This window comes from Streptosporangium sp. G12, assembly GCF_052983175.1.
The window spans coordinates 95,331-118,667 of the sequence record NZ_JBRIQO010000021.1 but is presented as its reverse complement, the minus strand read 5'-3'; the positions used below and the strand labels follow the sequence as shown (position 1 = coordinate 118,667).

Sequence of the window (23,337 nt, the reverse complement as noted above, 5' to 3'; positions counted from 1 at the left end):
GTGGCTTCATGCGATACCTGATCACTACCCCGGAGCCCCGCTGGACTGGCGAAGTCGCCGGCGTCGCGTTCGCTCACGGTGAGGGCCTGGTCAACGACCCTGCGGCGAGGGTGTTGAACTATTTCCTGCGTAAGGGCTATGGCGTCGAGAAGCTCGACGGAGGCAAGGGCGAGGACGCTGTCGTGTCCGAGGGTGCCTCGTCGCCCGGCAGCGGACCGGACAACCTGCAGCACTCGCCTGGCACCTCCGTGGGCGCTGAGAAGGCCGAGCCCACCCCGTCTGAGATCGCGGACGAGATCAAGGACGCCAAGGACGCGGAGGCCAAGAAGACCAGCACCTCCGGCCGCCGCACGAGCACCAAGGAGGACGGCAAGTGACGACCCTCGGCCGATACCCGCGCGTTGTCCCGGACAGCCCCGCGCTCGACTACCCCTACAACGCGCTGCCCGGCGTGGACCAGGACTCGTTCGTCCGAAGCAACATCGCCGTCACCCAGTGCACTAGCGACCTGACCGCGACCGGTACCGGTGTCGCGATCGGCACCAGGATTTTCCTGCGAAAGACCGACGTGGTCACGAACATCACGTTCGTGTCGGGCAACACCGCGGCGGCCACCCTGACGAACTGGTGGCACGCCCTGTACAGCCCCGCGGGTGCGCTGATCGCGCAGTCCGCTGACCAGACGTCCGCAGCGTGGGCAGCGAACACGGCGAAGAAGCTCGCCCTGTCAACCCCGTACACCGTGGCCGCTGACGGCTGGTACATCGTCGCCACCTCCACCACGGCGTCCACGGTGCAGACCCTCATCGGGTGCGCGCCGATCGTCACGGCCACCGCGTCGGTGCACACCAACAGTCTCGCCCCGGGATTCACCTTCGGGTCCTCCCTGGCCGGCACTGCCCCGGCGACGACCGGCACGCAGACCGCCGTCGCGAAGTGCCCGCTGGTCATCATCTCCTAGGCAACCTTCTGGAGGTGCCCGGGTGGAGACCACCACTCATTTCCCGGTGAGGACTATGCCGTGACTGCGCTCGCCTCAACGGTGGACGCGGTCAGGCTCGGCTACACCCTGCCCGCAGGCGAGGCAGAGGCGCTCCTGAGGCGGGCGTCCGCCCGAATCCGGCGGGCAGCCAGGCAGCACATCAGCAGCATCACGTCCACGGTCCGCGTGCGGGTCGAAGACGGTACTGCGGTGCTGCTCGGCAATCCCATCACCGCAGTCACGTCCGTCACTCAGCTCGCTGAGGACGGCGGCGCCGCCGTGACGGGATGGCGGTGGGACGGCCGAGACCGAATCCACGGCATCAACACCTCACCCACAACCACCCTGCCCGCCTGGGCGTGCTGGCCGACTGACGTCATGGTCACCTACACGCACGGCTGGACCACTATCCCTGACGAGCTCCTTGATCTGGTTTGCTCTGTCGCAGCCCGGATCGGATCCGTGCCGGCAAGCGGCGGCATGGAAGCAGGCGTCAGGTCCGAATCCATCGACGACTACTCCGTGACCTACGCGGTCGAGGCACTTGATGCTGCTTCGGGTCTTCTGCCGGGCGAGGAGGCTGAGTTGCGTGCATTCCTCGGGTCGCCACCCTCGGCATACGCAGTGAGGACCCGATGAGTATCGACGGGGTTCTCGCCCGCGGGCGGGCCGCAGCCCTGAAGCTCATGCGAGACACCTGCACGGTCGAGCGTAAAAACGGTGACCCCATCTTCGACGAGGACACCGGCGAGACCGTGCAGGCATGGGCTGTCATCCACACCGGTATCTGCCGGGTCAAGCCGCGATCACCCAGCGAAACGGTGTGGGGCGAACACGAAGTCACCCTGCACCAATACACCGTCGGATTCCCCTGGGATGTCGAGCCCGAGTTTCACCGCGAAGACCGGGTCACAGTCACCGCATCCGATGACGCGTGGCTGATCGGCCGACACCTCGAAGTCATCGGCGTCTCTCTTGCTGGCACCTCAACAACGCGGCGGATCCTCGTCGAGGACAACGAGGGGTGACGTGGCTAATTACGAGCTGGACTTCTCGGACCTGCTGAAATTGGAAGCAGACGTTGAAGCCGACGCGCACCGGCTGGCGGAGAAGGCATACCCGGTCGCTAAAGAGTTCGCGGAAAAGCTAAAGAAAGACTGGCGGAAGAACGCCCGGTCGACTGCCCGCGAGCACGGCAAGCACTACCCGCGATCGATCACGGCTGAGCAGAAGTTCGTACTCGACGGCCCTGATTGGGAGGTCGGCCCCGAGTCGGCCTTGCCGCAGGGCGGGATGGGTGCAGGTTTCGAGTACGGCGGCCCGACTCAGCCGCCGCACCTCGATGGCGCACGAGCAGTGGCTGGGATCGAAGCGCCGTTCGAAGCTGCGGTCAAGAAAATCGCGGCGGAGTTTCTTCGGTGAACGCTCCGCTTGAGTCCCGGTCCCTCGTTAAAGCCCTGCTGGCCATGTTGAACACCGCGCTTGGCGCCACATGCCCCGTGTACTGGGCTGAAGCGCCAGATGCTCGACCGGCGAAGTACGCGGTCATGTACCCGGACACCGGCATGAAGTCGGCATTTCACCGGACCCTCACCAACAACGGCCCTGATGAGCTTCGCTACCAGATCACATCCGTCGGTACCGATCCCGAACAGGCTATGTGGGTGGCGGACAAGGTCGCCTATGCCCTGCTTACCGCAGTCCCCACTGTGGCGGGTCGCCGAGTGTGGCCTGCGATCGAAGAGGACTCGCAACCCATTCGTAGAGACGACGCGAGCACAGGCCTGTTCTACGCCACAGCTCAGTATCTGAGCCGCTCCGATCCACTCTGATCTTTCACCCATTCCGGCCCGCCACGTGCGGGCTTTTTTCATGCCTTGAGGAGAGCCCGTAGATGGCTACCTACACTGCTGAACCGATCACTGCCGCAGGCGTGGTCTTGACGCCGAGGACCGCCGCAGCCGGCGACAAGCTCAACTACGACACGAACGCAATCCTGCGGATCACCAATGACTCCGGCGGCTCGATCACCGCGACGATCACCGTCGTCGGCAACAACTCATACGGGCAGCCCAACCCTGACCCGGTGATCACTGTGGGGGCGGGCGTCACTAAGGCGGCGCTCATGCTGCCGGTGTACATCGACCCAGCAGACGGCCTGATCTCGCTGACGTGGTCGGCTACGCCGAGCGTCACCTTCATCTACGAGCGCCACTGATGGGCCGCTACGTGGTCCGGGACCCGGCCACCCGTGAGATCGAGATCGACGAGTCCGCGCTGCCGTTCTGGGAGCACCGCGAGGGCTACACGATCGTCGGCCCTGCCCCTGAACCGGACGCCAAGCCTGCCCCTGGCGACACCTCCTCAGGCGTGGCGCAGCCCACCTCTGGTGAGCCCACTCCGCCGGAGGAGCCCGGCACCCCCACCACCCCAAGGAAGGCGGCCTCGCGGCCTGCCCAGAACGTTGAAGGAGCAGGTCCCCGATGAGCCAGATTCTGACTGACGGCAACACCAAGGTGACGTTCGTGCCCAGCATCGCCTCCATCACCGCGCCGACGGTGGCGGAACTGACTGCGGTCGGCATTGTCCCGCTGGAGAACACCCTCACCGACGATGGCCTGAGCATCGAGTTCGACGAGGGTGTGGTGACCGGCCCCACTCTGGCGTCCGTTCAGGACTTCGAAGGTCCGGGGCGTATCAAGGCGAACATCGAGCTGACCGGGTACCGGGACTCTTCGCCAGCGTCTGACCGCATGTGGTCGGTTATGGTCCGCGGCACCGCCGGCTACCTGGTGGTGCGTACGGCCATGGCCGCGACGACCGGGTATGCGGCATCGCAGAAGGTGGACGTGTACGGCGTGACCTGTGGTGAGCGTCGTAAGGTGCCGATCGAGCGTGAGTCGTACGAGAAGTTCATGATCAAAATGTTCGCCTCTTCGACGTACAACATCGACTCCACCGTGGCGGCGTAGGTGGCCAAGTTCGCAGACATCAAGGCCAAGGCCAAGCTGCCCGAGAGGTCAGTCCCTCTGTGCCTGACAGGTGACCTGCAAGGCACCTTCGAAGACCTCGTCCGCCAACTGGAGGAGATCAGCGCCCGCCCCGAAGGCCCCAGAACGATGGCTGGCGGAGCGAGCGCAGAGGAGCGGGCCCTCGCCGAGAAGATCGAGGCTCTACGTCAGCAGATGGCAGACGAGGTCACCGTGTTCCGGCTGCGCGCCCTACCGCGCACCCAGTGGCGAGACCTTATGGCCAAGCACCCGCCTCGGCCCGAAGACAAGGCCGAGGGCGGCATGTGCAACCTGGAAACCGGGCCCATCGCCGCGGTCGCCGCATGCTGCCTGGACCCGCAGATGAGCATCCCCGAAGTGGAAGAACTCGTTGACGAGATCCTCACCCAGGGCCAGTGGGACACCCTATGGCAGCAGGTATTCCTGCTGAACAGGGTGAAGCATGACATCCCTTCCTCATCCGCCGCCTCCGGGATTCTGCGGAGCTCCACGAGGAGCTGACGCTCGCCCACGCCCTCCGCATCCCGCGGAGTCGGTTGCTCGGCCGTGAGCCGAGGGAGATCACGCGGCACCACTACGACAAGCAAGGCCGACTGGTTCGCTCCGTCACCACACGGGAACCGGAGTGGACAGAGGAAGACGTGGCCTGGCACACCGCTTACCTGCGCGAGCAGAACACGCGGTGTCCAGGCCCGTGTGGTCTACCACTGGATGAGACCACAGAAATGGCGAACGGTAGGCCGGTCCACACCTACAAGGTGCCTGCCCCTGCCCGCTGCCAGGCATGTGATGCGCTCATTCGGGCGCAGGACGCCGCGGCGAAAGACAACGTCAAACGGCCAGGGGCGCTACTGAGGCACATTGAGAAAGCCTGCGACTGCTAGTAGTTGCGCTGAAAAATCGCCTCACCGTTGACCTCACCTACGAAGCGATATCCCCTGGTGCCGGCGGCTGTGACGAGGTCTTCGAGATAGATGAAGCCGCCTCGTAGACGCCAGGTGACCTCGCGGTCGCCGTTGAACTTGGCGTCCAGGCGCTGTACGAGGTCGGGCGGCTCGACTCCGCCGACGCCTTTCGCCCATCGCTTCAGAAGGGCGGCTGCTCGCCAAGCGAGAAACCCGCCGATGCCTACTGCTGCGGCCAAGGCAAGGACTTCATTCCAGGCCACGGGGACTCCTCACTTTTCCGAGATCCCCCGATCCGCTGGTGATGATCCCACGCCGCATCCCGGCACGCCGTCATAACGACTCATTCCTTAACTGATAGGTGGTGAGTCCGATCGCGGAGCGCAGCGTCAGTATCAGAGTCCGCCTCAAGATCGCGGAATTCGAAGCGGGCAGTAAGGGAATCCAGCGCAACCTGACGGGCGTCAACCGCAAGCTCACCGAGACCGCTGGGTTCGCGGCGGGCATGCGGAAGAAGCTCGAAGACGCCACGAAGAAGCTCCCGAAGATCGAGATCGACGCCAACTCCAAGCCTGCGGAGATCAAGGTCGCGGAGCTCCGCGCGAAGCTGGAGAAGCTGGCTGCGAAGGACATCGAGGTCGATGCTGATGTCACCCAGGCGCTCATCGAGATGTCCACCCTTCAAAGGGAGCTCGCAGAGGTTGAGCGTGGCGCCTCGTTCGAGGTGCGGGCTGATATCGGGGCGGCTCTGACGCAACTGCGAGGAATCCAGCAAGAGGTCGACCGGATCAGCGGCGAGTCCGCCCGGGTAGACGTCGATGCTGATACCGCGCAGGCGCAACAGGAGGTAGCCGACCTTCGCCGACGCTTGGACGAGCTCAACGCTCGTCGCAGGATCGGCGTCGACCTGGATGCCGGCGCGGCCAAAGCGGAGCTGTCCGCGATTCAGCGCGATCTGCAGCGTCTTAACGCCACCTCCGCTGATGTGAAGGTGCGCGCGGACACCGCGCAGGCACTGGCGCAGATCCGGGCTGTCAGCACTGAGACGTCCCGGATGAGCGGACGCTCGGCCAATATCAGCATTACCGCAGATGGTTCTCGGGCATTGCTCGTCATTGCTGCGGTCGCTGCTGCGGTCGCGTCCCTGCCTGCAGCGGCGACGATCAGCATCGGCGTGGGTGTGCTCGGTGGTGCTCTTTCCGCCGCCGGCTTGGGCGCCGTAGGTTTCGCCGCTGCTGCGGTGCCGGCGATTGGCCGCGTGAACGAGGCGCTCAAGGAGACTGAGAGCGCAGCGGGTGGTGCGGGTGGCGCCATGAAGTCGGCTGCCCAGGCGGCGGCTGAGGCTGCGGCCAAGGCGCTGTCATTAGCGCAGGCGCAGGACCGGGTTAAGGACTCTGCTACGGCGGTCAAAACTGCTCAGCAGGGAGTCCGCGATGCGCTGAGGAATGTCAGAGACGCGCAGGAGGCGTACCGAACGGCTCAGGAGAATGCCGCCCTGGCGGCTGAGCGGGTCAGTGAGGCGCAGGCTGCCGGAGCCGCGCGGGTAAGCGCAGCCGAACGATCCTTGGCCGACGCCCACCGCGCCACCCAGATGGCCGTGGAAGATCTCACGCGGGCACGTGAGCGGGCCATCGAACGCATCGAAGATCTTGAGTTGGCGACCAAGCGTGGGGCGCTGGACGAAGAGGGTGCGAATATCGCGATCGAGCGCGCCAAAATGCGCCTGGACGCGATCAACGCCGACCCGAAGTCCACGGACCTGTCCAAACGCGAAGCCGACCTCGCCTACCGGGAGGCGCTGCAGCGCCTCGAAGAGGTCCGTGAACGCAACGGCGACCTCACCAAGGAAAAGGCCGAATCGGACCGCAAAGGCGTCGAGGGCAGCGATGAGGTCACGGCCGCGAAGGAAAGGCTCATCGACGCTCAGCGTCGTGAAGCGGAGGCGGCTCAGGCTGTAGGAGAGGCGCAGGCACAGGCCGCTCAGGGCGTTGCGGCTGCTCAGCGTGATGCGGCTCAGGCGAGCCAGGACGCGGCTCGTGCTCTGCGTGACATTGGCGACGCTCAGCGCAAGGTGGCCGAAGCGCAGCAAGCTGTGATCAAGGCGCAGCGTGACGAGCTTCGCGCTCGTCAGGCGTTAAGGGTCGAGCAGCTTCAGCAGAAGGCGGCCATGGAGCAGGCCGGTGCTGCCGCTGGCGGTGCTGCGACCAAGATGAGCAAGCTCAGCAAAGAAGAGCGACAGCTTGCCAAGGACATCAAGGCTTTCACCGACACCTACGAGAAGTGGCAGCAGAGCCTCCAGCCAGCCATTTTCCCCACGATTCGATCCGGCATGGATCTGCTGACTACTGGTATGGAGGTCGGCACGCCACTTATCAAGGCGTCGGCATTCGCGCTGGGTACGCTCGCGGAGAAGGCCAACGCGGGCCTCAAGGGCGAGCAGTGGACTGAGTTCTTCGACACGATGACCAGGATGGCGCCGCTGGCCATTGACGGCCTCGGCACCTCGGTAGGCAACCTCCTCGGAGGTGTCGCCGGGATCTTCGAAGCGATGGCGCCTAAAACCGCTGACCTCATGACCTGGCTGAAGGACATCACTCAAGAGTTCGAAAACTGGGGTCAGGGTCTCTCGACGGATACCGGTTTCGCGAAGTTCATGGCCTATGTGGAGGCAAACGCGCCCAAGGTCCAAGAACTGCTGGGCAACCTCGGTACGGCCATCGGGAACATTTTGTCCGGTGCGTCCGACCCGGGGGCTGGTCTGCTGGACTTCCTCGTGGGCGTCTCAGCGGCGCTCGCGAAGATGACCCCGGAGCAGTACGAAGCGGTCGCTAAGGCGCTCGGGTTGATCGTCGCGGCGGTCAAGCTTGGCATGAGCCTCAAGCTGGGTGTATTCGTGTTGCTGGCCGAGAACCTCAACAAGCTCTCACCTGGCCAGATCGAAGCGGTGGCTCTCGCTATCGGCGGACTGATCGTCGCGGTGAAGGGCTACCAGGCCGTCAGCGCAGCAGCAGGTGTGTGGTCCACCCTCGCTGGCGGTATCGACAAGGCCGGCGATGCCGCGACCCGCAACAAGGGCAAGCTTGCGGGCCTCGGAGAGTTGGGCGGAGCTGCGGCTGGAGCCTTGGCAGTAACGACTGGACTGGGCATGCTGGACAACCAGCTCACCGGTCTGGACACGAAACTCGGAGCGATGTCGTCCGAGCTGACGGAGTTTGCGAAGACCGGGCAACTGAGTGGGAAGCTCGCCGAACAGTGGGGCGACTCCCTCGGCGCCGTTGTCACGGACGTCGGCTCATGGGACGAAGCGCTCGGGCGTGCCAGTGGAACAAGCGAGTCGTTCCGGGAGGCCATTAGCCGACTGGCGAACCCAGGCCCATTGGAGAGCTTTAAGTCCTCATACCTGGGGCTGATGAACACGGTGACGCTCGGCACGACGGAGTTCGACAAGTCGGCTGAGCAGATCGGGTTCATAGACCAGGAGCTCGCGAATCTCGTGAGCTCGGGCCGGGCGGGTGAGGCTGAGCAAGCCTTCGCGCGGCTGACCAAGGAAGCCCAGGCAATGGGCGTCCCGGTGTCAGCATTGAAGGACGTCTTCCCGCAGTATTCGCAGGCCATGACTACTGCCGGCGTGGCTTCGAACGAGGCGGCCGGCGGCATCGACGCGGCGAAGCAAAAGGTCGATGGGCTCCAAGCGTCGCTGGACACCTTCGCGGCCCGTACGGACGCTCTGCAGGCGGTCCGCAACATGGAAACCGCATACCGGGACGCGGCGGCAGCGATTGAAGCGTCGAGCGGCAAGCTTGACTTCAACACGCAGATGACCGACAAGCAACGCGACGCCGTGATCTTGGCGCGTGAGGCATTCAGCGGTTACCTGGAGAAGGTCGGTACGGGTGCCGAGGCTCAGGAGAAACTGTCCGGGCGGACCGGCGATGCCACGATCAAGGTCGCGGAGCAGCTACCCAGGCTGATGGAGTTGGCCGGCAAGTCAGCGGAGGCGAAGGAGCAGGTCTACCAGCTGGCGGAGAAGTTCGGCCTCTCCCGTGAGATGGCGGATAAGGCTGCTGGCGGGTCGAAGAACTTCAAGGCTGAGCTGGACAAACTCAAAGATAAGCAAGTCAAGATCGAGCTTGATACGAAGGAGGCGTTGGACAAGGCGTACGCCTTCGCGAAGCAGCTCCTGGGCATCAAGCTTGAATTGCCGATCGGTATCAGGGCGCCGGCCGCGCCGAGGGCGTACGGCGGTATTTACAACGCTGATGGCCGCCAGTACATGGCCTCTGGTGGTATTCGCTCGCTGGGCTCGTCTCCTGCGGCGATGATCGCTAGTTCTCCGTACATGATCTCCGGTAGGGCTGGGCCGGACGTCGTGTTCGGCGAAGCCGGCATGGAGGCCTACATCCCGCTCTCCACCGGAAAGCGCGACCGCGGCCTGAAGATCTTGCAGGAGGCTGCGGGGATCATGGGGATGGCGGTGGTGCCGGAGAAGGTCGGCGTCAACACCGCAGGCTCCACCAGCGGCGCTAGCGGAGGTTCGTTCTCCGGCGGCGGTGCGGCGATGGTGACCGTCACTGGCATCGATGCGCTGCGCTCCGCCCTGGATACGACCGCGCTGGACCTGACCGGGTCTCTCGGCGGGGCCACGTCGACTTTGGACGCCACTCTCGGAGACGCCGGCACCCTAACCCAATCGTTGACTGGTGTGGGGGAGATCACCGGCCATCTCGCAGGTGAGGTGACCGGGTGGGGTGAGGTCATCGCTGAGCAGGTGCCGCCGCTGACGGACGCGGTCACCCTGCTCGGGGACGCGATCTCAGCTGCGGCGTCTGGTGATGCGAAGGGCGGCACGGGGTCGAAGGGTGATGAGCGTAGTCCCCGCTCGTCGGGTGCGAAGACCGCAGCCGAGCAGAAGAAGATCATGTTGAACACCATTGCCGGTCATACCAGCGCCGCTGGGTCCGGCGTGGTGATGTCCGGCGGCAGTAACTGGTCTACGACCAGCAGGCCGGTGCAGATGTCGCAGTCAGGGTGGGCGCCTCCGCCGCAGACTTCCGCTGCTTCGTCGGGTCCGTTGTTGAACATCGAGAACTTCAACACGACCGAGCACATGAGCGCTGACGAGGTCGCCACCCGCCTGTCGTTCAAGATCGGCGAACGCGGCTGACCCGCATTTCCCAGCCTGTTCCACGCTTTTCCAGGTCCCGAGCTGTTCTGCTCGGGGCCTTTCCTTTCCCAGACGAGAGGCGGTTCGGCGTGTCCGAATACGACCCGGCCTCCGGGCTGACCTACGGGGAGTGGCTGCGCCGTAAAACGCTGCAGGTCCTCCCGAAGGGCCGCACGTGGGCGACCCGCGATCAACGGTCCACGAAGCGCCGCCCCGACGGTGTCCTCTACCAGGAAACCGTCGACCAGCTGGGCCACATGACGCGTGAGCACGGCGACGGCCGCCGTGACGTTGAGATCCGGCTGAGGGGCTGACCGTGGCGATTGTTGCTGATGGCTGGTTCGTCGACACGTTCGTGAAGGCGATGAACAACGACGTCGCGTTGGACCTTTCGGATGGGTCGGCGGGCGCGTTCAAACTGGCGTTGTTCCAAGACTCGATCACGGTGGATTTCTCGCAGACGAACCCGGCGTACGGGTCGGCGCCGTTCAACTCGGGCGAGGTTGCCGGCGCCGGCTACACCGCGGGCGGGATCGCGTTGACGTCGGTGGTGTTCGAGGAGCACCCGTCGGCTGATGGGTGGGTGCGGTGGGATTTCGCGAACGTGTCGTGGTCGTCGTCCACGATTCCGGATGCGAAGGGCTGCCTCATTTACGCAGCGTCGCTGAGTAATAGAGCTGTTCTTTTCCGTAACTTCGGGCAAGCGTACTCAAGCCAGGATGGGACATTCTCCCTAACTCTGCACTCTGATGGCATCGCCCAGTCCAACCTCGTCTCCACCTGACGGTTCACCTTCTCAGCCCCGCCACCGAGCGGGGCTTTCTGCTTGAAAGGGGCCGATCACGTGGCTCGATACACCGCTGCCGTCGAGGGCGTCGCCTCCGGCACATCCACCAAAACACTCCTACAGATCGTCGCCGCATCCTCGCAGCGTCTCGGCGTGTACGGCATCCGCATCTCCTGCAAGGGCACCAGCTCGGTTGCCGAGCCGATCCGGATCCGCCTCGTGCGGCAGACCACGGCGGGCACCAGCGGCGGCACCGCCACCGTTGCCTCCGTCGACTCCTCCGGGGTAACGGCGACCGCGACGGCGAACATCACGTTCTCCGGCACCGAGCCCACCAGCGGGGATCTGCTGTTCACGCAGGAGATTCACCCGCAGACCGGCATGGCCGAATACATTCCGCTCGGTGATGAGATCGTCGTCCCCACCTCCGGGCGCCTGGGCCTGACTGTCACAGCTACGGCGACGGTGCCGGTGACTGCGCAGGTGTACTGGCGCGAAGGCCACTAATGACGGTTCTGGCCAATAATTTCAATGGCGGCACGAACTCCACGACGATTACCACCGGAAACTCTGGCGGTCTGTCTGGCGCCGCGCTCGGCCACGTCAACGGCGCCCCGGTGTTTTCCAACGCCCAAGCTCACAGCGGCACCCTGTCAGCGCGGTTTCCGGCCTCGTCGTTCACTGCGATCGGCTACGAGCTGTCGTCGTCGGCGTTCTACCTTCGGGTATATGCGTGGCTACCAAACCACGCCGCTGAGTCGCTGGTGAGGCTGTGGGACGCCGTAGACGCCTCCGGCACGTACCGAGGCGGGCTCAACACCAAAGTCAACGGCAACCTGGATTTGGTGTGTGGTGGCGCCACCGTCAACATGGCCGGCGCGATCGCCCTTAACCAGTGGATCCGGATTGAGGCCCGGTTTTCCACCACGACCGGCGCTGAGGCGTGGCTGTACAACGACGCGGACTCCGACACGCCGACCGCGACCGCGAGCACCGCAACGAACCTCGCAGGTGCTGTCGCCACCCAAGAGGTGATCCGTCTCAGCGGCACCACCGCGATCTCCTATTTCGACGATTTCGCGGTGTCCGATGAGGGGCCGATTGGTCCTGCGGTGGATCCACCACCCCGCTCCACGTTGATCGCCGCAACAGCAATCCACCGCGCCTCGCGCTGGTAATAGGGGGTTTGCGTGGCTCGGTTCGGTCGCGGATCTCCAGCACCTATCCGGCAGGTTGGCCCGCCCAGCCGATCGGTTCACACCACGGCGCCGCTCGGCTCGTTCTCCACCTCGTGGGAATTCCCCAGCTTGACGGTGGTCACGCCGTCGATCAACGTCTCCCTTGGAGCGTTCTCCACCTCGTGGGATTTTCCCGCCCTGGCACCGCAGGTCGGGGTCACCCTCCCCCTCGGCGTGTTCTCCACCGAGTGGGCGTTCCCCGCGTTCACCCCCACCGTTCCGTCGCAGCCAGGCGACCAGATCAACGACGTCGGCCAAGTCGAGTGGAACGGTGTCCTGTGGGGCACCGGCACGAACGTCCGGGTGCGGCAGATCGACGGCTGGACCGGGCTGCCCGGCATCGACAACCTCAACGTGGAGCGCCCCTCACGGCATGGCGCGTGGCCAGGACGCAGGTTGGCGCAGCAACGGCTCGTCACGATCCGCCTGCAAATCCAATCCGCAGGCGACCCCACCCAGGTTGATTCTCTGCTGCGTGACCTCGACGCAGTCACCGGCCTCCTCGAGGACGAAACCGAATGGCCGCTGGTGATCCGCGGCTACGGCGAGCCGCTGCTGGCCTACGGCGCGATCGTGGACCGCGACACCAGCATGGACGGCGACTACTCCGTAGGCCTGCCATCGGTGAGCGTCCTGATCGCCTGCTCCGACCCCCGCAAATACGGGCTGGAACTGCAGTCCGTCGTCGTGCCGGACGGCGGCGGCGTGTCCGTCTCCAACTCCGGTAACGCCGCGACCCACCCGCTGATCCGCATACCGGGGCCGGCACCTCACCCGATCCTCACCAACCACACCCTCGGCAGGGTCATCGAATTCGACCTCACCGTGGGCGCAGATGAGCTGCTGGAGATCGACCCCGACGCCGGCACCGTCACCGTCGATGGCGTCAACCGCATGTCCTCCCTGACCGGCACGAGCGTCCCGGTGCAGGACTGGGTCCTCGGCTCCGGCACGAGCGACATCGCTTTCGAAACCAGCAGCGGCTTGTCACTCGCCAACGTGTTGTGGCGCCACGCCCACCTGTAACCCGATGGGGGGTGGCGTGTGGCGGCGACCGTCCGATCCACCTCCAAAGCCGTCTCCAGCGCGGCGAACTTCACCGTCGCCGCCCCTGCCGGGGTCGCGACCGGCGACATCCTCGTCATGTGGCACTCCTGCGACGGCACCGCCGCCTCCATGGGAGTCCCCACGGGCGGCGGATGGGAACCGCTGGGCGGCCTGCAGTTCGACGGCGTCCTCGTCACCAAAACGTGGGCCAAGGAAGTCACTGGGGTTGAGCCCGACGCCTACGGCATCACTCAGACTGCCAACGACGGCACCGTCATCGTCGTCTGCGTCCGCAACCCCGACGGTAACCTCGTCGCGACCAAAGTCGCAGGCAACGAGGGCACTCCGCTCACGTCGCCGCCGCTCACCCCGAACGGCGCAGATGACCTGCTGCTGCGCTACATAGCGGCCCAAGCCGGTGACCTCAACGCCCTTACGTGGACTGAGCCCGCAGGCCACACGCTGCTCGTCACCGCCCAGGACGCGCCTGGATTCGTCGCTGCGGCGGTCGCGTCGAAAGCACTGTCGTCCTCGACTTTGGTTCCGGCCGCGGACTGGGGCGCGAACCCGGCGTCCGGCGCGGACTACCACCACGGGTTCAGCGTTTCCATCGGCTCCAGTTCCAGCACCGGCGGCGATGCTCCGCCGCCGGTGGTGTATCCGCCGTTCGCTCCCGGGCGGGGGTCGGGCCGGTACCGGTATGTGTTCCGGCGGCTGATGGACGGCGTTTTCCTGGGCGAGATCGATTTGGCTGGGGTGGCGTTCGATAAGCGCATCCTGCAGCCGGGCAGCTTCACGGGCACCATTCCTATCCCGAACCGGCAGGCTCGCACACTGGCCCAGGAGATCATCCCGTCTGACCCCTCAGTCCTTACGACCGGGCCGGGCGTCATCGTGTGCGACGTCATCCGGGCAGGCGAGCCGTGGGGCGAGTACTGGATCACCGGAGCCCGCCCCTCCCGGTCCCGGCGAGGTACCCCGGCGATCACGCTGAGAGGCTCCACCCTGGACGCGTACCTGCTGTCGGTGGAGCTGCAAGACGATTTGGCGTACACGCAGATCGACCAGATCGCGATCGCCCGTGAGCTGCTGAACCACATGCAGGGCCAGCCGCGGGCGAACATCGGCCTGCAACTGCAGGCGGGCACGTCGGGCATGCTGCGCGACCGCACCTACCTCGACTCCGACCGCGCCTCCTACGGGCAACGCCTGCGGGAGCTGGCGGAGGTCGATGGCGGCTTCGAACACATGATCAACATTGCGGTGGTGGACGGCACCCTCCAACGCCAATGGGTCTGGGGCTACCCCCGTCTCGGCGCCGCAGACGTCCGCCACGTCTACTCCGACGCCCGCAACGGCGGCGAAATCTTGGAGTGGTCTGAGGAGCACGACGCGCTGCGCGGAGCAACCCGGTGGCGGGCCCGCGGCGACGCACCCCAAACCGACGCCGACGCCTCCACCCAGTCCGTGCCGCTCGTCTCCACCGCCCACGAAGCCACCGCCCACCTCGCCGCAGGGTGGCCCAGGATCGACCGCACCATCTACCGGCAAGGCGTCACCATCCAGCAAACGCTGGAGGACTACGCCGCCTACTGGGCGAGCGTCGCACCAGGCGTGCTGCGTGTCGATCAGATCACCGTCGCCCTGGGCGCGGAACCAACGCTCACCCCAAACGACCTCGGCGACAAGGCGCGCATCTTCCTCACCAACGAATGGCACGCCGGAGAAGTGCGGGAGCGCCGCATCATCGGCATGAAAATCACGCCCGTCTCCCGCCAATCCGGCCTCGAAGAAGCCGACCTCGTCTTGGAAGGACAGGAGACCCCCGATGGATAGGTTCCCTGCGGATCTGCTGGCCGACATCCGCAACATCCAGCGAGCCGTCGACCAGGCATCGCTCGCCAAGGGACGTCCGCTGACCACGGCCAGCGCAGGCTGGATCCTGCCGAACATGCCCACCCCCGACAACCCGGCCAACGGTGTGCACCTGTTCGCGCAGGAGAACACCCTGTACGCGCTGTCGGCCAGCGGAGCCCTGCAGTCGATTCCCGACCAAGCCAGCGCCGTCAGTAACCCGGCGCCTCCCACGGCAACGACGATCGGCGCGAACCCGACATCCACGGACTACAACAAGGTCGTCGCTGACCTGAACCAGCTATACGCCGCACTGTTCGCGCTGATGAACAGCTTCCGCGCTGCTGGATTCCTCTCCACCTGACCTATCTCGCCTCTCGTCTTGCCCCTCCGCAGGAAGGCTTCGCCGTGCCCACTCGCCCCACATGGCTGTGCCGGGTCCGACATCGTGTCGGCGTCCGCGGAGAGTTTCTGCTGGCGCTCGCGCTGATCGATCTCGTTCAGTGCTACCGGCTGTCGTTCCCGTCGCAGGAGACGCTCGCCTCGCCGACGACGCAGTTTCTCGCTGCGGTGTTGCCGCTTCCTGTGTGGGGTGCGATCTGGGGCGTTGTGGGTGTTCTGTGCCTGGTGCAGGCGTTCCAGTTCGCTGACCAGTACGCGTTCGTCGGCGCCAGCATGCTCAAAGTCGGCTGGTCTCTGGTGCACATCGGGGCGTGGGTGTGGGGTGTGCCGCAAGCGTGGTGGTCAGTGGTGATCTGGCTCGTGTTCGCGAGGGTCGTGCATGTGATCGCGAAAGTCCCCGAGCGGCCTGAACCGGTCGCCCTTCCTACTCCTTTGGCGGTGCACCCTGAACGCGATGCTGACCCTGTTGATGACGCCGACGCAGGATTGGACGCCAGGTAACACTGTTGCGATAGCTGCGGCGGTACTGGCGTTGATCGGTACCGCGGTAACCGGCATCATTGCCGGCCGGGCCAGTGTCAAGGCGAACAAGGTCACGGCTCAGAGCAATGAACGAGTCGCTGAGCAGACTGCGGCGACGGAGCGGGCCCGCGTCGAGTCCGAAGCTTTTCAGCGGGCCAAGGAAATCTACGACCACGCGATCACTGAGCTCCGCGAGGAACTCGACCGGGTCCGTACCCAGCATGAGCGGACCCAGGAGCAGCTCGACAAGATCAGCGAGAAGTTACTGAGCGAGCGAAACTCTTCGCAGGAGATGCGTGACCAGCTGCGGGACGCGCAGCGGGAGATGGCCGAGATGTCATCCCGGATCGATTACATGGAACGCATGATCGCGAACTTGCGTCAGCAGATCATCACCGCCGGACTGCAACCCGACGAGCACATCATCCACCGAGGGGGGTCGCCGTGAAGTTCGTGCAGCGCGACGCGTTCGGCTGGGGTCCATCCGCTGCCGGTCCTGCTCGCCCACGACAAGGCCTCGTCATCCACTACGACGGGTCCGATCAGGGGCTGGCGGGAAAGCCGCACTCGGCGTGCGTCACCTACTGGAAGAACACGCGGAAGTTCCACATGGGAGCGAACCGCGGCTGGGTGGACGTGGGCTATAGCTTCGGCTGCTGCCCGCACGGTCAGGTCTTCGAGGGCCGAGGCCTTGACCGGGTGCAGGCGGCCCAGCCCGGCGGTAACAGCACCTGGTACTCGTGCACCCTCATGTCCGGCCCGGGGGAGGATCCGCCGGCCGCGCAGATCGACGCGGTTCGCCAGCTCCGCGCCTGGCTGATGGGCAAGGGCATGGCTGCCGCGGTGAAGGGCCACCGGGACTTTTTCAGTACGAGCTGTCCAGGCGATCGGCTGTATGCCCTCGTGCGGAACGGCACCTTCACTAGATCACCAAGCGAGGAGGACGACGTGAGCGCTGAGGATGTGTGGACCGGCCGGATCAAGGTTCCCTACGGGAGTGCGGACAAGCCCGAGTGGCAGGCGGCGACGGTCCTCACCAACCATGGCGTGTGGCTGCGCAAGGTGAGCGGGCAGGTCGATGCTCTCAGCGCGCAGGTGCAGGCGCAGAACGCGACCATCAAGGCTCTTGCGGACGCCCTGGCCACCAGGGACGGAGCAGTGGATGTGGACGCGCTGATCGGCCGGATTCGTTCGGAGATCGAGAGCGTTACCGTCCGCCTGGACGTCGTCTCCGAGGCGAGCCCTCCGGCGTAGCCGTGGACGTCCTGCACGCCCTCGTGTGGCCGCACCTCGCCCGACTCTCCGCCCTGTGGCCGGAGCCCGAACCACCCCCTGAGGACGACGAGCCTCCCCAGACGAAGCCCTGAGCCGATCCGGCCAGGGCTTTTTTCATGCCCACACCCGGGCACCCGACTTCCCGCCGCGACGGCGGGCGACCCCCAAGGAGGGGCCATGAACACCAACAACGAGGCCACCGGCGAACCGGCTCTGTACGCGTCTCTCGTCGCGTCAGCGGTTCAGATGGCGGCGGCTTTCTGGCTGCCCTGGTCGGATCAGCAGGTCGTGCTCGTCAACGCCGCTGTGATGGCCGCCGCCGGTGTGTGGGTGGCGTTCTCGACCCGCAGCGTCGACAACGGCGGCAGCATCAAGGCCGCGATCCTCGGCTTCGCGCAGGCGATCATCTCGCTGGCCGTCGTGTTCGGCTGGTCGGCGACCGCTGAGCAGACCGCGGGCCTGATGTCGTTCGTGGGCCTGCTGGTCGCGGTGTTCATCCGGCAGACGTCCGTGCCGAAGAACGCCTACAACTTGGCCGCCTAGGAGGTGGGACGGGTGCGCTTCTGGCGGCTCCTTCGCAACCTCATCCAGGACCTCGACCTCATCAACGAGGGGATCGCTCGTATCGAGCGGTCGCAGTCTCATCTCATCCGAAAGGTGCAGATCATCATGGCGAAGCAGGACGACCTCAACAACCTCGTCGCGCGCATCGACACTGCCGTGGACGGCATCCGTTCCGACATCGAGGCCATCAAGGCTGAGCACCCGGAGGTGGACCTGTCCGCACTGGAGGCCCGTGTGGCTGGCCTGGAGGGTCTGGACGCGGAGTACCCTGTGGCGCCTCCGCAGGAGCCGGAGACCCCGGTTGAGCCGCAGCAGTAGCCTGACCGCGGTCGCTCCTCGTCGTCCTCCGGGACTGGCGGGGATCACTCGGCGATAAGAGGTGGAGGCCACCTCTTCCCTCTGGGATAGTCGAGATGGGTTCGGCCACGGTGAGAAGCCCCGCGAGTCTTCGAGACTGGTCGGCAAGCGTAAGCCGTGGCTGAACCCACATGCAGGGGCTGAGCACGTGGTGAGCTCATTCGGTTGTAACCCGGACGCTTCGGCTGTGGCGGTTCAACTCCGTCCTCCTGCACGTAGCCGCAGTGGACGCATCCGCGTAGATGCCTCACACGGCCAGGATCGGCGGGCGCCCGCCGGTCTACGGCCAGAGGTTCGCGGGGAGCGTTCGCTGTTCTGCCTGGTGCGGCTTCACGTCCCGGCTGGAAGGTCGGGGCCAGGCAGGGCACTTACGGGGTCGAGTCGCCGAGTGGCCGCTCGGCCCCTTTCAACTTCGCGGGAGGTCAGCGTGACCCGCTGGGTGTGGGTGAGCCTACCCCACGCGACGTTCGGGATCGCCACACGGGACGGGCGGGTCGTGGACGCCGCGCCGATCGCGAGGTGGAGCATCGGCAAAGACGAGAGGTTCGTCGCCGACCACTACCGGAAGCGCGGCGCGGAGTTCCGCACGCTGCCAGTTTGATCACTCTTCGCCGCAGCGAAATGAACTGATCAAACTCGCCCGTCCGCCATACTGGTGGTGGGGTCTCGGCGGTGCGGCCAGCTAAGCCGAGGCTCCCTGTTCGCCCCCTCGTCTCCGGACGAGGGGGCGTTCTTCGTTTCCAGACCGGACACGGCACGCGTAAGCCGCATACGCGAATAGTCGCAACAAATGCCTATTGGCCCGGTCCAAAGAACCTACTTCTGCCAATCTGGTGCAGCCGCGCCACGGCTATCTCATCCCTCCCTGGAGCCACTTATGCGTCTCAGAACGCCTGCCGCCTTACTGGTCACCGCTGTCCTCGCGACCGGCCTGTCCAGCGTCACGACCGCCTCAGCTGCGCAGACGGCGCCTGGCGACGTGGTGTACGCCTGCGTCAACAAGAAGACCCGCTACGCGCGCATCGTGAACGCCTCGGCGAAGTGCCGCACCACCGAGTTCTCCTTCTCGTGGGGCGGCCAGGGCCAGACCACGGTGAACGGTCCCGGCCAGCAGGGTCCGCGCGGCGCGACTGGGCCTCAGGGCCCGCAGGGACCGAAGGGCGACCCTGGTACCCAGGGGCCGCGCGGTGTTCCCGGCGTTGCCGGTCCCACCGGGCCTGCTGGAGCCCCCGGAGCGAATGGCAAGGACGGCGGACTCCCCGCCATCTACGCCTACAAGGTCGGCCCCGTGTGGACCACCTGCAAGCTCCTGCCGGGGTACGCGATCGCCGCGTATGACTGCAAGGTGACGCAGGCGCCGCCGAAGGCTCCCACCCAGACGCCGACTCCCACTCCGACGCCGTCCTCGTCGTCAACCGGGGGAGAGGGAACCCCGACTCCCGTCCCCGCCGTGACAACGAAGGCGAACTAGCACGTACACGAGAGCGCCGCCTTCCCAGCGGGAGGGCGGCGCTTTTTCGTGTTTCCCGGCCACGAGCGCTGACCGGCGGGGCGCTTCGTCCCCTTCACGACGCCCCTCGTAGGATCCTCCGGGTACCGCACCACCTGGGGGAGAGCATGGCCGACTACGAGTTTCCGGAAGACCTACTCGACGCACAGCGTGCCTACTTCGCCGCAGACACCCGCGTGCACGAGGTGATCGCTACTCTGCCGTCCTCTCAGGAGGTCCTGGAAGGCGCGATGACGGACGAGCAGAAGGAAGAGTTGGCTGCTGTTCGCCGGGCCCGCTTGGATGCGTTGGAGGCGTTGAACCGGCACTCGTGGTGGGAGCAGGACGAGCCGCGGCGCGACCGGCACGCGGCGTGGATGGCGCTCCAAACAGCGGCCAAGGACTGAACATGCGAACGCCCCGTCGTTCTCCTCGCGGAGAGCGACGGGGCGTTTCCGCGTCTACCGGGTGCCGCTGCCCTTGCATGGCCGGCACGACACCCACACGGTGACGACGACAGAGCCGCCGCTTGCGGTCCTCTGGGTGCGCTGCTCGTTGTACCCGCCTGCGCCACCGCAGTTGGAGCACGTCTCCTTGCCCGCAGTCACAGGCTCGGGAGGGGTGGCTGCCGGGGAGAGGTTCTCTACCGCTGCGTCGCGCTGCTCGACGGTGAGGAAGGGCAGCGTCACTTTGCTGCCGCGGGGCGTCGTGTACGTGATCGTTTCGGATCTGTCGGGGGTCATACGTTCACGGTAAACAGATCCGTGTAGGCGCGTCAGGACATCGTCCGGGGCCGGAACTATTGATCAAGTCCATAAAGGCCGCAGACTCTGTCCTTCAAGGCGGAGATAAGCCAGAACGGGACATGCTTAACATGATCATTCTATATCATGTTAAGCATGTCCCAAATCATGAAGCGGGCCTACAAGTACCGCTTCTACCCGACCACCGAGCAGGCGGTTCTACTGAACCGCACGTTCGGTTGCGTTCGGCTGGTCTGGAACAAGGCGCTCGCCGAACGCAACCGCCGCTACACCAACGATGGGGCTTCAACCTCCTACGTGGACACAGCTAAATGGCTGACCGCGTGGAAGCAGGACCCAGACCTGGAGTTCCTGCGCGAGGTGTCGAACGTGCCACTCCAACAGGCACTTCGCCAGCAGCAGGTAGCGTTCGGCAACTTCTTCGCCAAGCGAGCCGGATATCCGCGCTTCAAGTCCAAGCACAAGTCGCGAGCGTCGGCGACGTTCCAGAACAACGCTTTCTCATTCCGGAACGGCGCGCTCAAGCTGGCCAAGATGGACACGCCTCTGGACATCCGCTGGTCGCGCCCCCTACCTGAGGGTGTGAAGCCGTCCTCGGTGACCGTGTCGAAGGACGCGGCCGGGCGCTGGTTTGTGTCCCTGCTGATCGAGGAGAAGATTGCCCCGCTCCCGCCCACGGGCGCTCAAGTGGGAATCGACGCGGGGCTGAGTCATCTACTGACCCTCTCGACCGGGGAGAAGATCTCCAATCCGCGTCACGAGCGCCGAGACCGGCACAAGCTGGTCAAGGCGCAACGGGCTCTCGCCCGCAAGGCCAAGGGCAGCGCGAACCGGGCCAAGGCGAAGCTGAAGGTCGCCCGCGCCCATGCCCGCATCACCGACCGGCGGCGGGACTTCCTGCACAAGGTCACCACTCGATTGGTGCGTGAGAACCAAACGCTCGCGATCGAGGACCTGACCATCCGCAACATGGTCAAGAACCACTCTCTGGCCCGCGCCATCTCTGACGCCTCCTGGCGGGAAATGCGGACCATGTTGGAGTACAAGGCCGCCTGGTACGGGCGGACGCTAGTGGCCGTGGACCACTGGTTCCCGTCCTCCAAGCTGTGCTCGGCGCGGGACTGTGGGCACATGAACGACAAGATGCCGTTGAACGTCCGGACCTGGACCTGCCCCTCTTGCGGGGCGGTCCACGACCGCGACGTGAACGCGGCGAAGAACATCCTCGCGGCCGGGCTGGCCGAGAGGTAAAACGCCTGTGGAGGGCCGGTAAGACCAGCCCCGGAGTCTTCCGGGGAGGCGCGGCCCGATGAAACAGGAAACCCCTGGGGCAACCCTGGGAATCCCCTCCCTTCAGGAAGGGGAGGATGTCAACGTTTCTAAGCCGTCGGGGGTCATGAAGCCACGGTAAACACGGCGATGCGGGCGTGTCAGGACATCGGCGAGGTCCGGGTTCCACATCCGCCCCGTCGTTCTCCACGCGGAGAGCGGCGGGGCGTATTTTTCGTGCTGCCTTACTCAACCCGCGCGATCTGGATAGCGAGGACGCCCAAGGCTTCCTTCTCCGGGCCGTAGATGCGGCGGATGTTGGCCAACTGCTCATCGCGGGGACTGTCCGGGTTGACGTTGGTCGGCCCTTCGGTGTCGAGCATCTCTTCGAAGGAGGCGTAGCGGGCGACGCGCTCGACCTTGACCAGGCATGTGTCGTCGTCGCAGGAGAACCGGATGTGCTCGCCCGCGGCGAGGTCGCGGAGGTTGGTGTACTCAACGCGCACCTCGATCGTCTTGCGGCCGGAGGCGACAAGGTCGAAGTATCTCCGGTACAGGTTCATGTTGCGGGCGCGTGGGCCGGCGGCTGCGGAAGCGGGGTAAGCGCTCATCAGGCGGTTGATCTCCGGTGTCGTGTAGGAGCGGTAGAAGTGGCGTGGGGTGGACAGCATGAGCTGGGTCAGTCTGACCATGGCGTCGGCGTAGCTTTCGATGCTGCCAGGCCAGGCTGTGGCGTCCAGCATCCACGGTTGCGCGCCGGGTGGCGGCGGAACTTTCCGATCCCGTATCAAAGACTTCGACAGCTTGGCCCCGGTGTCGGTGAGGACCATCGGCGTGAAGATACGCGCCGGCGGGTGGATGCCGTGGAGGGCGGCGAACGCGGTGTCGACGAGCTGGCAGCCGGGCGCCCAGTCTCCGCCCTTCACCATGACGGGTAAGGTCGCGGGTTCGGTGGCCAGGACCCGCTCTTTGACGAGGTTGCGGTACAGGGTGGCCAGGTCGATGTAGGGGCCGCTCTCCGGTGTGATGGTCACCTCGTACTCGCCGTGATCTGTGCACACCGCGGTCAGGGTGGCTGAGGCGTCGTCGAGGCGGACCAGTTTGGTGCGCTCGGCGCGTTTCTCCGCCCACCCGCATGAGGGGCAGGGCAGGCGCAGGTGCACGACACCATGGGACGGCGCTAGGGCCCAGCGGATCGCGTCTAGGTGCCGCAGTGTCCGTAGGAACTCAGCGCGGAATGCCGGGGTTTGCTGCTGGGCGGTGTAGGTCTCGATCTCGTAGTCCACACCGGTCGCGCCGGCCAGGGCGTTGAAGAAGTCGCGGTAGTTCTTGTCGATCAGGTTGGCGACTCCGCCGGCGCCGAGGGCGTGGTGGTAGGTGATCTGGTAGGCGTGCCGGGTGTCGGGGTCGGCCTGAATGTCGTAGGGGGCGTTGTCCAGGGCGCCGAAGCGCACCACGGCCTCGACGGAGAAGGCTTTGCGGGCGGCGGCGGCCAGGAGGAACGCGGCGGCCTGCACCAGGGAGGTGCCCAGGTGCGGAGCACCGTTGATCTGAGTGCCGACACAGAACGCGACCAGCGCGGGCCGGCGGGAGTGAACCTGCGAGCGGATCATGTCGACTGTTCTCATCATCGCATTAGCGGTGACGTTGTTCGGCGAGATGAGTTCGAGGGAGGCCATGACTCTCCTAGGCAGGCAGGTTGGAGCC

Annotated in this window: 28 protein-coding genes, 1 tRNA gene and 1 pseudogene; 28 read left to right on the top strand and 2 right to left on the bottom strand. The window is 65.6% G+C overall.

The annotated features are described in order from the left end of the window. Window positions 1–8: 8 nt before the first annotated feature. The 10 genes from ACVCAG_RS29805 to ACVCAG_RS29760 all read left to right on the top strand — a co-directional run bounded on the left by ACVCAG_RS29805 (window position 9) and on the right by ACVCAG_RS29760 (window position 4,494). Window positions 9–377, top strand: a complete 369-nt coding sequence (locus tag ACVCAG_RS29805; protein WP_447190744.1) for a hypothetical protein — start codon at window positions 9–11, stop codon at window positions 375–377. Then, on the top strand, window positions 374–961 hold the full coding sequence (locus ACVCAG_RS29800; RefSeq protein WP_447190743.1) for a hypothetical protein: 588 nt from the start codon (window positions 374–376) through the stop codon (window positions 959–961). Before ACVCAG_RS29805 ends, ACVCAG_RS29800 begins: the two co-directional genes overlap by 4 nt. Before the next feature lie 60 nt (window positions 962–1,021). Then, a complete protein-coding gene (locus tag ACVCAG_RS29795; RefSeq protein ID WP_447190742.1) occupies window positions 1,022–1,621 on the top strand; it encodes a hypothetical protein in 600 nt (199 codons plus the stop codon). Next, window positions 1,618–2,010, top strand: a complete 393-nt coding sequence (locus ACVCAG_RS29790; protein ID WP_447190741.1) for a DUF6093 family protein — start codon at window positions 1,618–1,620, stop codon at window positions 2,008–2,010. The genes ACVCAG_RS29795 and ACVCAG_RS29790 overlap by 4 nt, the downstream gene beginning before the upstream one ends. 1 nt (window position 2,011) lies before the next feature. Next, window positions 2,012–2,404 carry a hypothetical protein gene (locus ACVCAG_RS29785; protein ID WP_447190740.1) on the top strand — a complete coding sequence of 131 codons (393 nt, stop codon included), beginning with the start codon at window positions 2,012–2,014 and terminating at the stop codon, window positions 2,402–2,404. Continuing rightward, window positions 2,401–2,814: a hypothetical protein gene (locus tag ACVCAG_RS29780; protein WP_447190739.1), complete on the top strand. Its 414-nt coding sequence runs from the start codon at window positions 2,401–2,403 to the stop codon at window positions 2,812–2,814. Before ACVCAG_RS29785 ends, ACVCAG_RS29780 begins: the two co-directional genes overlap by 4 nt. A 62-nt stretch (window positions 2,815–2,876) precedes the next feature. Beyond that, complete coding sequence (locus ACVCAG_RS29775) at window positions 2,877–3,200, top strand: hypothetical protein (RefSeq protein ID WP_447190738.1); 324 nt, start codon at window positions 2,877–2,879, stop codon at window positions 3,198–3,200. After that, window positions 3,200–3,469 carry a hypothetical protein gene (locus ACVCAG_RS29770; RefSeq protein WP_447190737.1) on the top strand — a complete coding sequence of 90 codons (270 nt, stop codon included), beginning with the start codon at window positions 3,200–3,202 and terminating at the stop codon, window positions 3,467–3,469. Before ACVCAG_RS29775 ends, ACVCAG_RS29770 begins: the two co-directional genes overlap by 1 nt. Further along, window positions 3,466–3,954 (top strand): phage tail tube protein, encoded by a 489-nt coding sequence (locus ACVCAG_RS29765; protein ID WP_447190736.1) that lies wholly within the window; start codon window positions 3,466–3,468, stop codon window positions 3,952–3,954. The genes ACVCAG_RS29770 and ACVCAG_RS29765 overlap by 4 nt, the downstream gene beginning before the upstream one ends. Then, entirely contained in the window at window positions 3,955–4,494 is a 540-nt protein-coding gene (locus ACVCAG_RS29760) for a hypothetical protein (RefSeq protein ID WP_447190735.1), read from the top strand. Window positions 4,495–4,873: 379 nt separating this feature from the next. On the opposite strand, the gene ACVCAG_RS29755 is transcribed toward ACVCAG_RS29760, so the two are convergent. Next, window positions 4,874–5,161: a hypothetical protein gene (locus tag ACVCAG_RS29755; RefSeq protein ID WP_447190734.1), complete on the bottom strand. Its 288-nt coding sequence runs from the start codon at window positions 5,159–5,161 to the stop codon at window positions 4,874–4,876. A gap of 101 nt (window positions 5,162–5,262) precedes the next feature. Between ACVCAG_RS29755 and ACVCAG_RS29750 the strand changes: the two genes are divergently transcribed. From ACVCAG_RS29750 to ACVCAG_RS29665, 18 genes and pseudogenes are all read left to right on the top strand, one after another. Beyond that, complete coding sequence (locus tag ACVCAG_RS29750; RefSeq protein ID WP_447190733.1) at window positions 5,263–10,062, top strand: hypothetical protein; 4,800 nt, start codon at window positions 5,263–5,265, stop codon at window positions 10,060–10,062. Between the two features lie 89 nt (window positions 10,063–10,151). Further along, window positions 10,152–10,376 (top strand): hypothetical protein, encoded by a 225-nt coding sequence (locus tag ACVCAG_RS29745; RefSeq protein WP_447190732.1) that lies wholly within the window; start codon window positions 10,152–10,154, stop codon window positions 10,374–10,376. Window positions 10,377–10,378: 2 nt separating this feature from the next. After that, complete coding sequence (locus ACVCAG_RS29740; RefSeq protein ID WP_447190731.1) at window positions 10,379–10,846, top strand: hypothetical protein; 468 nt, start codon at window positions 10,379–10,381, stop codon at window positions 10,844–10,846. A gap of 60 nt (window positions 10,847–10,906) precedes the next feature. Further along, the gene (locus ACVCAG_RS29735) at window positions 10,907–11,356 is read left to right on the top strand and encodes a hypothetical protein (protein ID WP_447190730.1); all 450 of its coding nucleotides are present in this window, start codon (window positions 10,907–10,909) and stop codon (window positions 11,354–11,356) included. Beyond that, on the top strand, window positions 11,356–12,027 hold the full coding sequence (locus ACVCAG_RS29730) for a hypothetical protein (protein WP_447190729.1): 672 nt from the start codon (window positions 11,356–11,358) through the stop codon (window positions 12,025–12,027). The genes ACVCAG_RS29735 and ACVCAG_RS29730 overlap by 1 nt, the downstream gene beginning before the upstream one ends. A gap of 135 nt (window positions 12,028–12,162) precedes the next feature. Next, a complete protein-coding gene (locus ACVCAG_RS29725) occupies window positions 12,163–13,113 on the top strand; it encodes a phage distal tail protein (RefSeq protein ID WP_447190872.1) in 951 nt (316 codons plus the stop codon). An 18-nt stretch (window positions 13,114–13,131) separates the two neighbouring features. Next, window positions 13,132–14,970 (top strand): hypothetical protein, encoded by a 1,839-nt coding sequence (locus tag ACVCAG_RS29720; RefSeq protein ID WP_447190728.1) that lies wholly within the window; start codon window positions 13,132–13,134, stop codon window positions 14,968–14,970. Continuing rightward, window positions 14,963–15,352, top strand: a complete 390-nt coding sequence (locus ACVCAG_RS29715; protein WP_447190727.1) for a hypothetical protein — start codon at window positions 14,963–14,965, stop codon at window positions 15,350–15,352. Before ACVCAG_RS29720 ends, ACVCAG_RS29715 begins: the two co-directional genes overlap by 8 nt. A gap of 44 nt (window positions 15,353–15,396) precedes the next feature. After that, the gene (locus ACVCAG_RS29710; RefSeq protein WP_447190726.1) at window positions 15,397–15,891 is read left to right on the top strand and encodes a hypothetical protein; all 495 of its coding nucleotides are present in this window, start codon (window positions 15,397–15,399) and stop codon (window positions 15,889–15,891) included. After that, a complete protein-coding gene (locus ACVCAG_RS29705) occupies window positions 15,845–16,360 on the top strand; it encodes a hypothetical protein (protein WP_447190725.1) in 516 nt (171 codons plus the stop codon). The genes ACVCAG_RS29710 and ACVCAG_RS29705 overlap by 47 nt, the downstream gene beginning before the upstream one ends. Continuing rightward, window positions 16,357–17,166 carry a peptidoglycan recognition protein family protein gene (locus ACVCAG_RS29700; protein WP_447190724.1) on the top strand — a complete coding sequence of 270 codons (810 nt, stop codon included), beginning with the start codon at window positions 16,357–16,359 and terminating at the stop codon, window positions 17,164–17,166. Before ACVCAG_RS29705 ends, ACVCAG_RS29700 begins: the two co-directional genes overlap by 4 nt. A gap of 198 nt (window positions 17,167–17,364) precedes the next feature. After that, window positions 17,365–17,730: a hypothetical protein gene (locus ACVCAG_RS29695; RefSeq protein ID WP_447190723.1), complete on the top strand. Its 366-nt coding sequence runs from the start codon at window positions 17,365–17,367 to the stop codon at window positions 17,728–17,730. 12 nt (window positions 17,731–17,742) lie between these two features. Then, a complete protein-coding gene (locus tag ACVCAG_RS29690) occupies window positions 17,743–18,069 on the top strand; it encodes a hypothetical protein (RefSeq protein ID WP_447190722.1) in 327 nt (108 codons plus the stop codon). A 172-nt stretch (window positions 18,070–18,241) separates the two neighbouring features. After that, window positions 18,242–18,322: transfer RNA gene (locus tag ACVCAG_RS29685), tRNA-Tyr, on the top strand. Window positions 18,323–18,535: 213 nt separating this feature from the next. Next, window positions 18,536–18,709 (top strand): hypothetical protein, encoded by a 174-nt coding sequence (locus ACVCAG_RS29680; protein WP_447190721.1) that lies wholly within the window; start codon window positions 18,536–18,538, stop codon window positions 18,707–18,709. Between the two features lie 276 nt (window positions 18,710–18,985). After that, the gene (locus ACVCAG_RS29675) at window positions 18,986–19,579 is read left to right on the top strand and encodes a hypothetical protein (RefSeq protein ID WP_447190720.1); all 594 of its coding nucleotides are present in this window, start codon (window positions 18,986–18,988) and stop codon (window positions 19,577–19,579) included. Between the two features lie 146 nt (window positions 19,580–19,725). After that, the gene (locus ACVCAG_RS29670; protein ID WP_447190719.1) at window positions 19,726–20,004 is read left to right on the top strand and encodes a hypothetical protein; all 279 of its coding nucleotides are present in this window, start codon (window positions 19,726–19,728) and stop codon (window positions 20,002–20,004) included. A gap of 492 nt (window positions 20,005–20,496) precedes the next feature. Further along, window positions 20,497–21,772: pseudogene (locus ACVCAG_RS29665) on the top strand (RNA-guided endonuclease InsQ/TnpB family protein). 103 nt (window positions 21,773–21,875) lie between these two features. Here the strand turns inward: ACVCAG_RS29665 and ACVCAG_RS29660 are convergent. Next, window positions 21,876–23,309: an ASCH domain-containing protein gene (locus tag ACVCAG_RS29660; protein ID WP_447190718.1), complete on the bottom strand. Its 1,434-nt coding sequence runs from the start codon at window positions 23,307–23,309 to the stop codon at window positions 21,876–21,878. Window positions 23,310–23,337 lie beyond the last annotated feature (28 nt).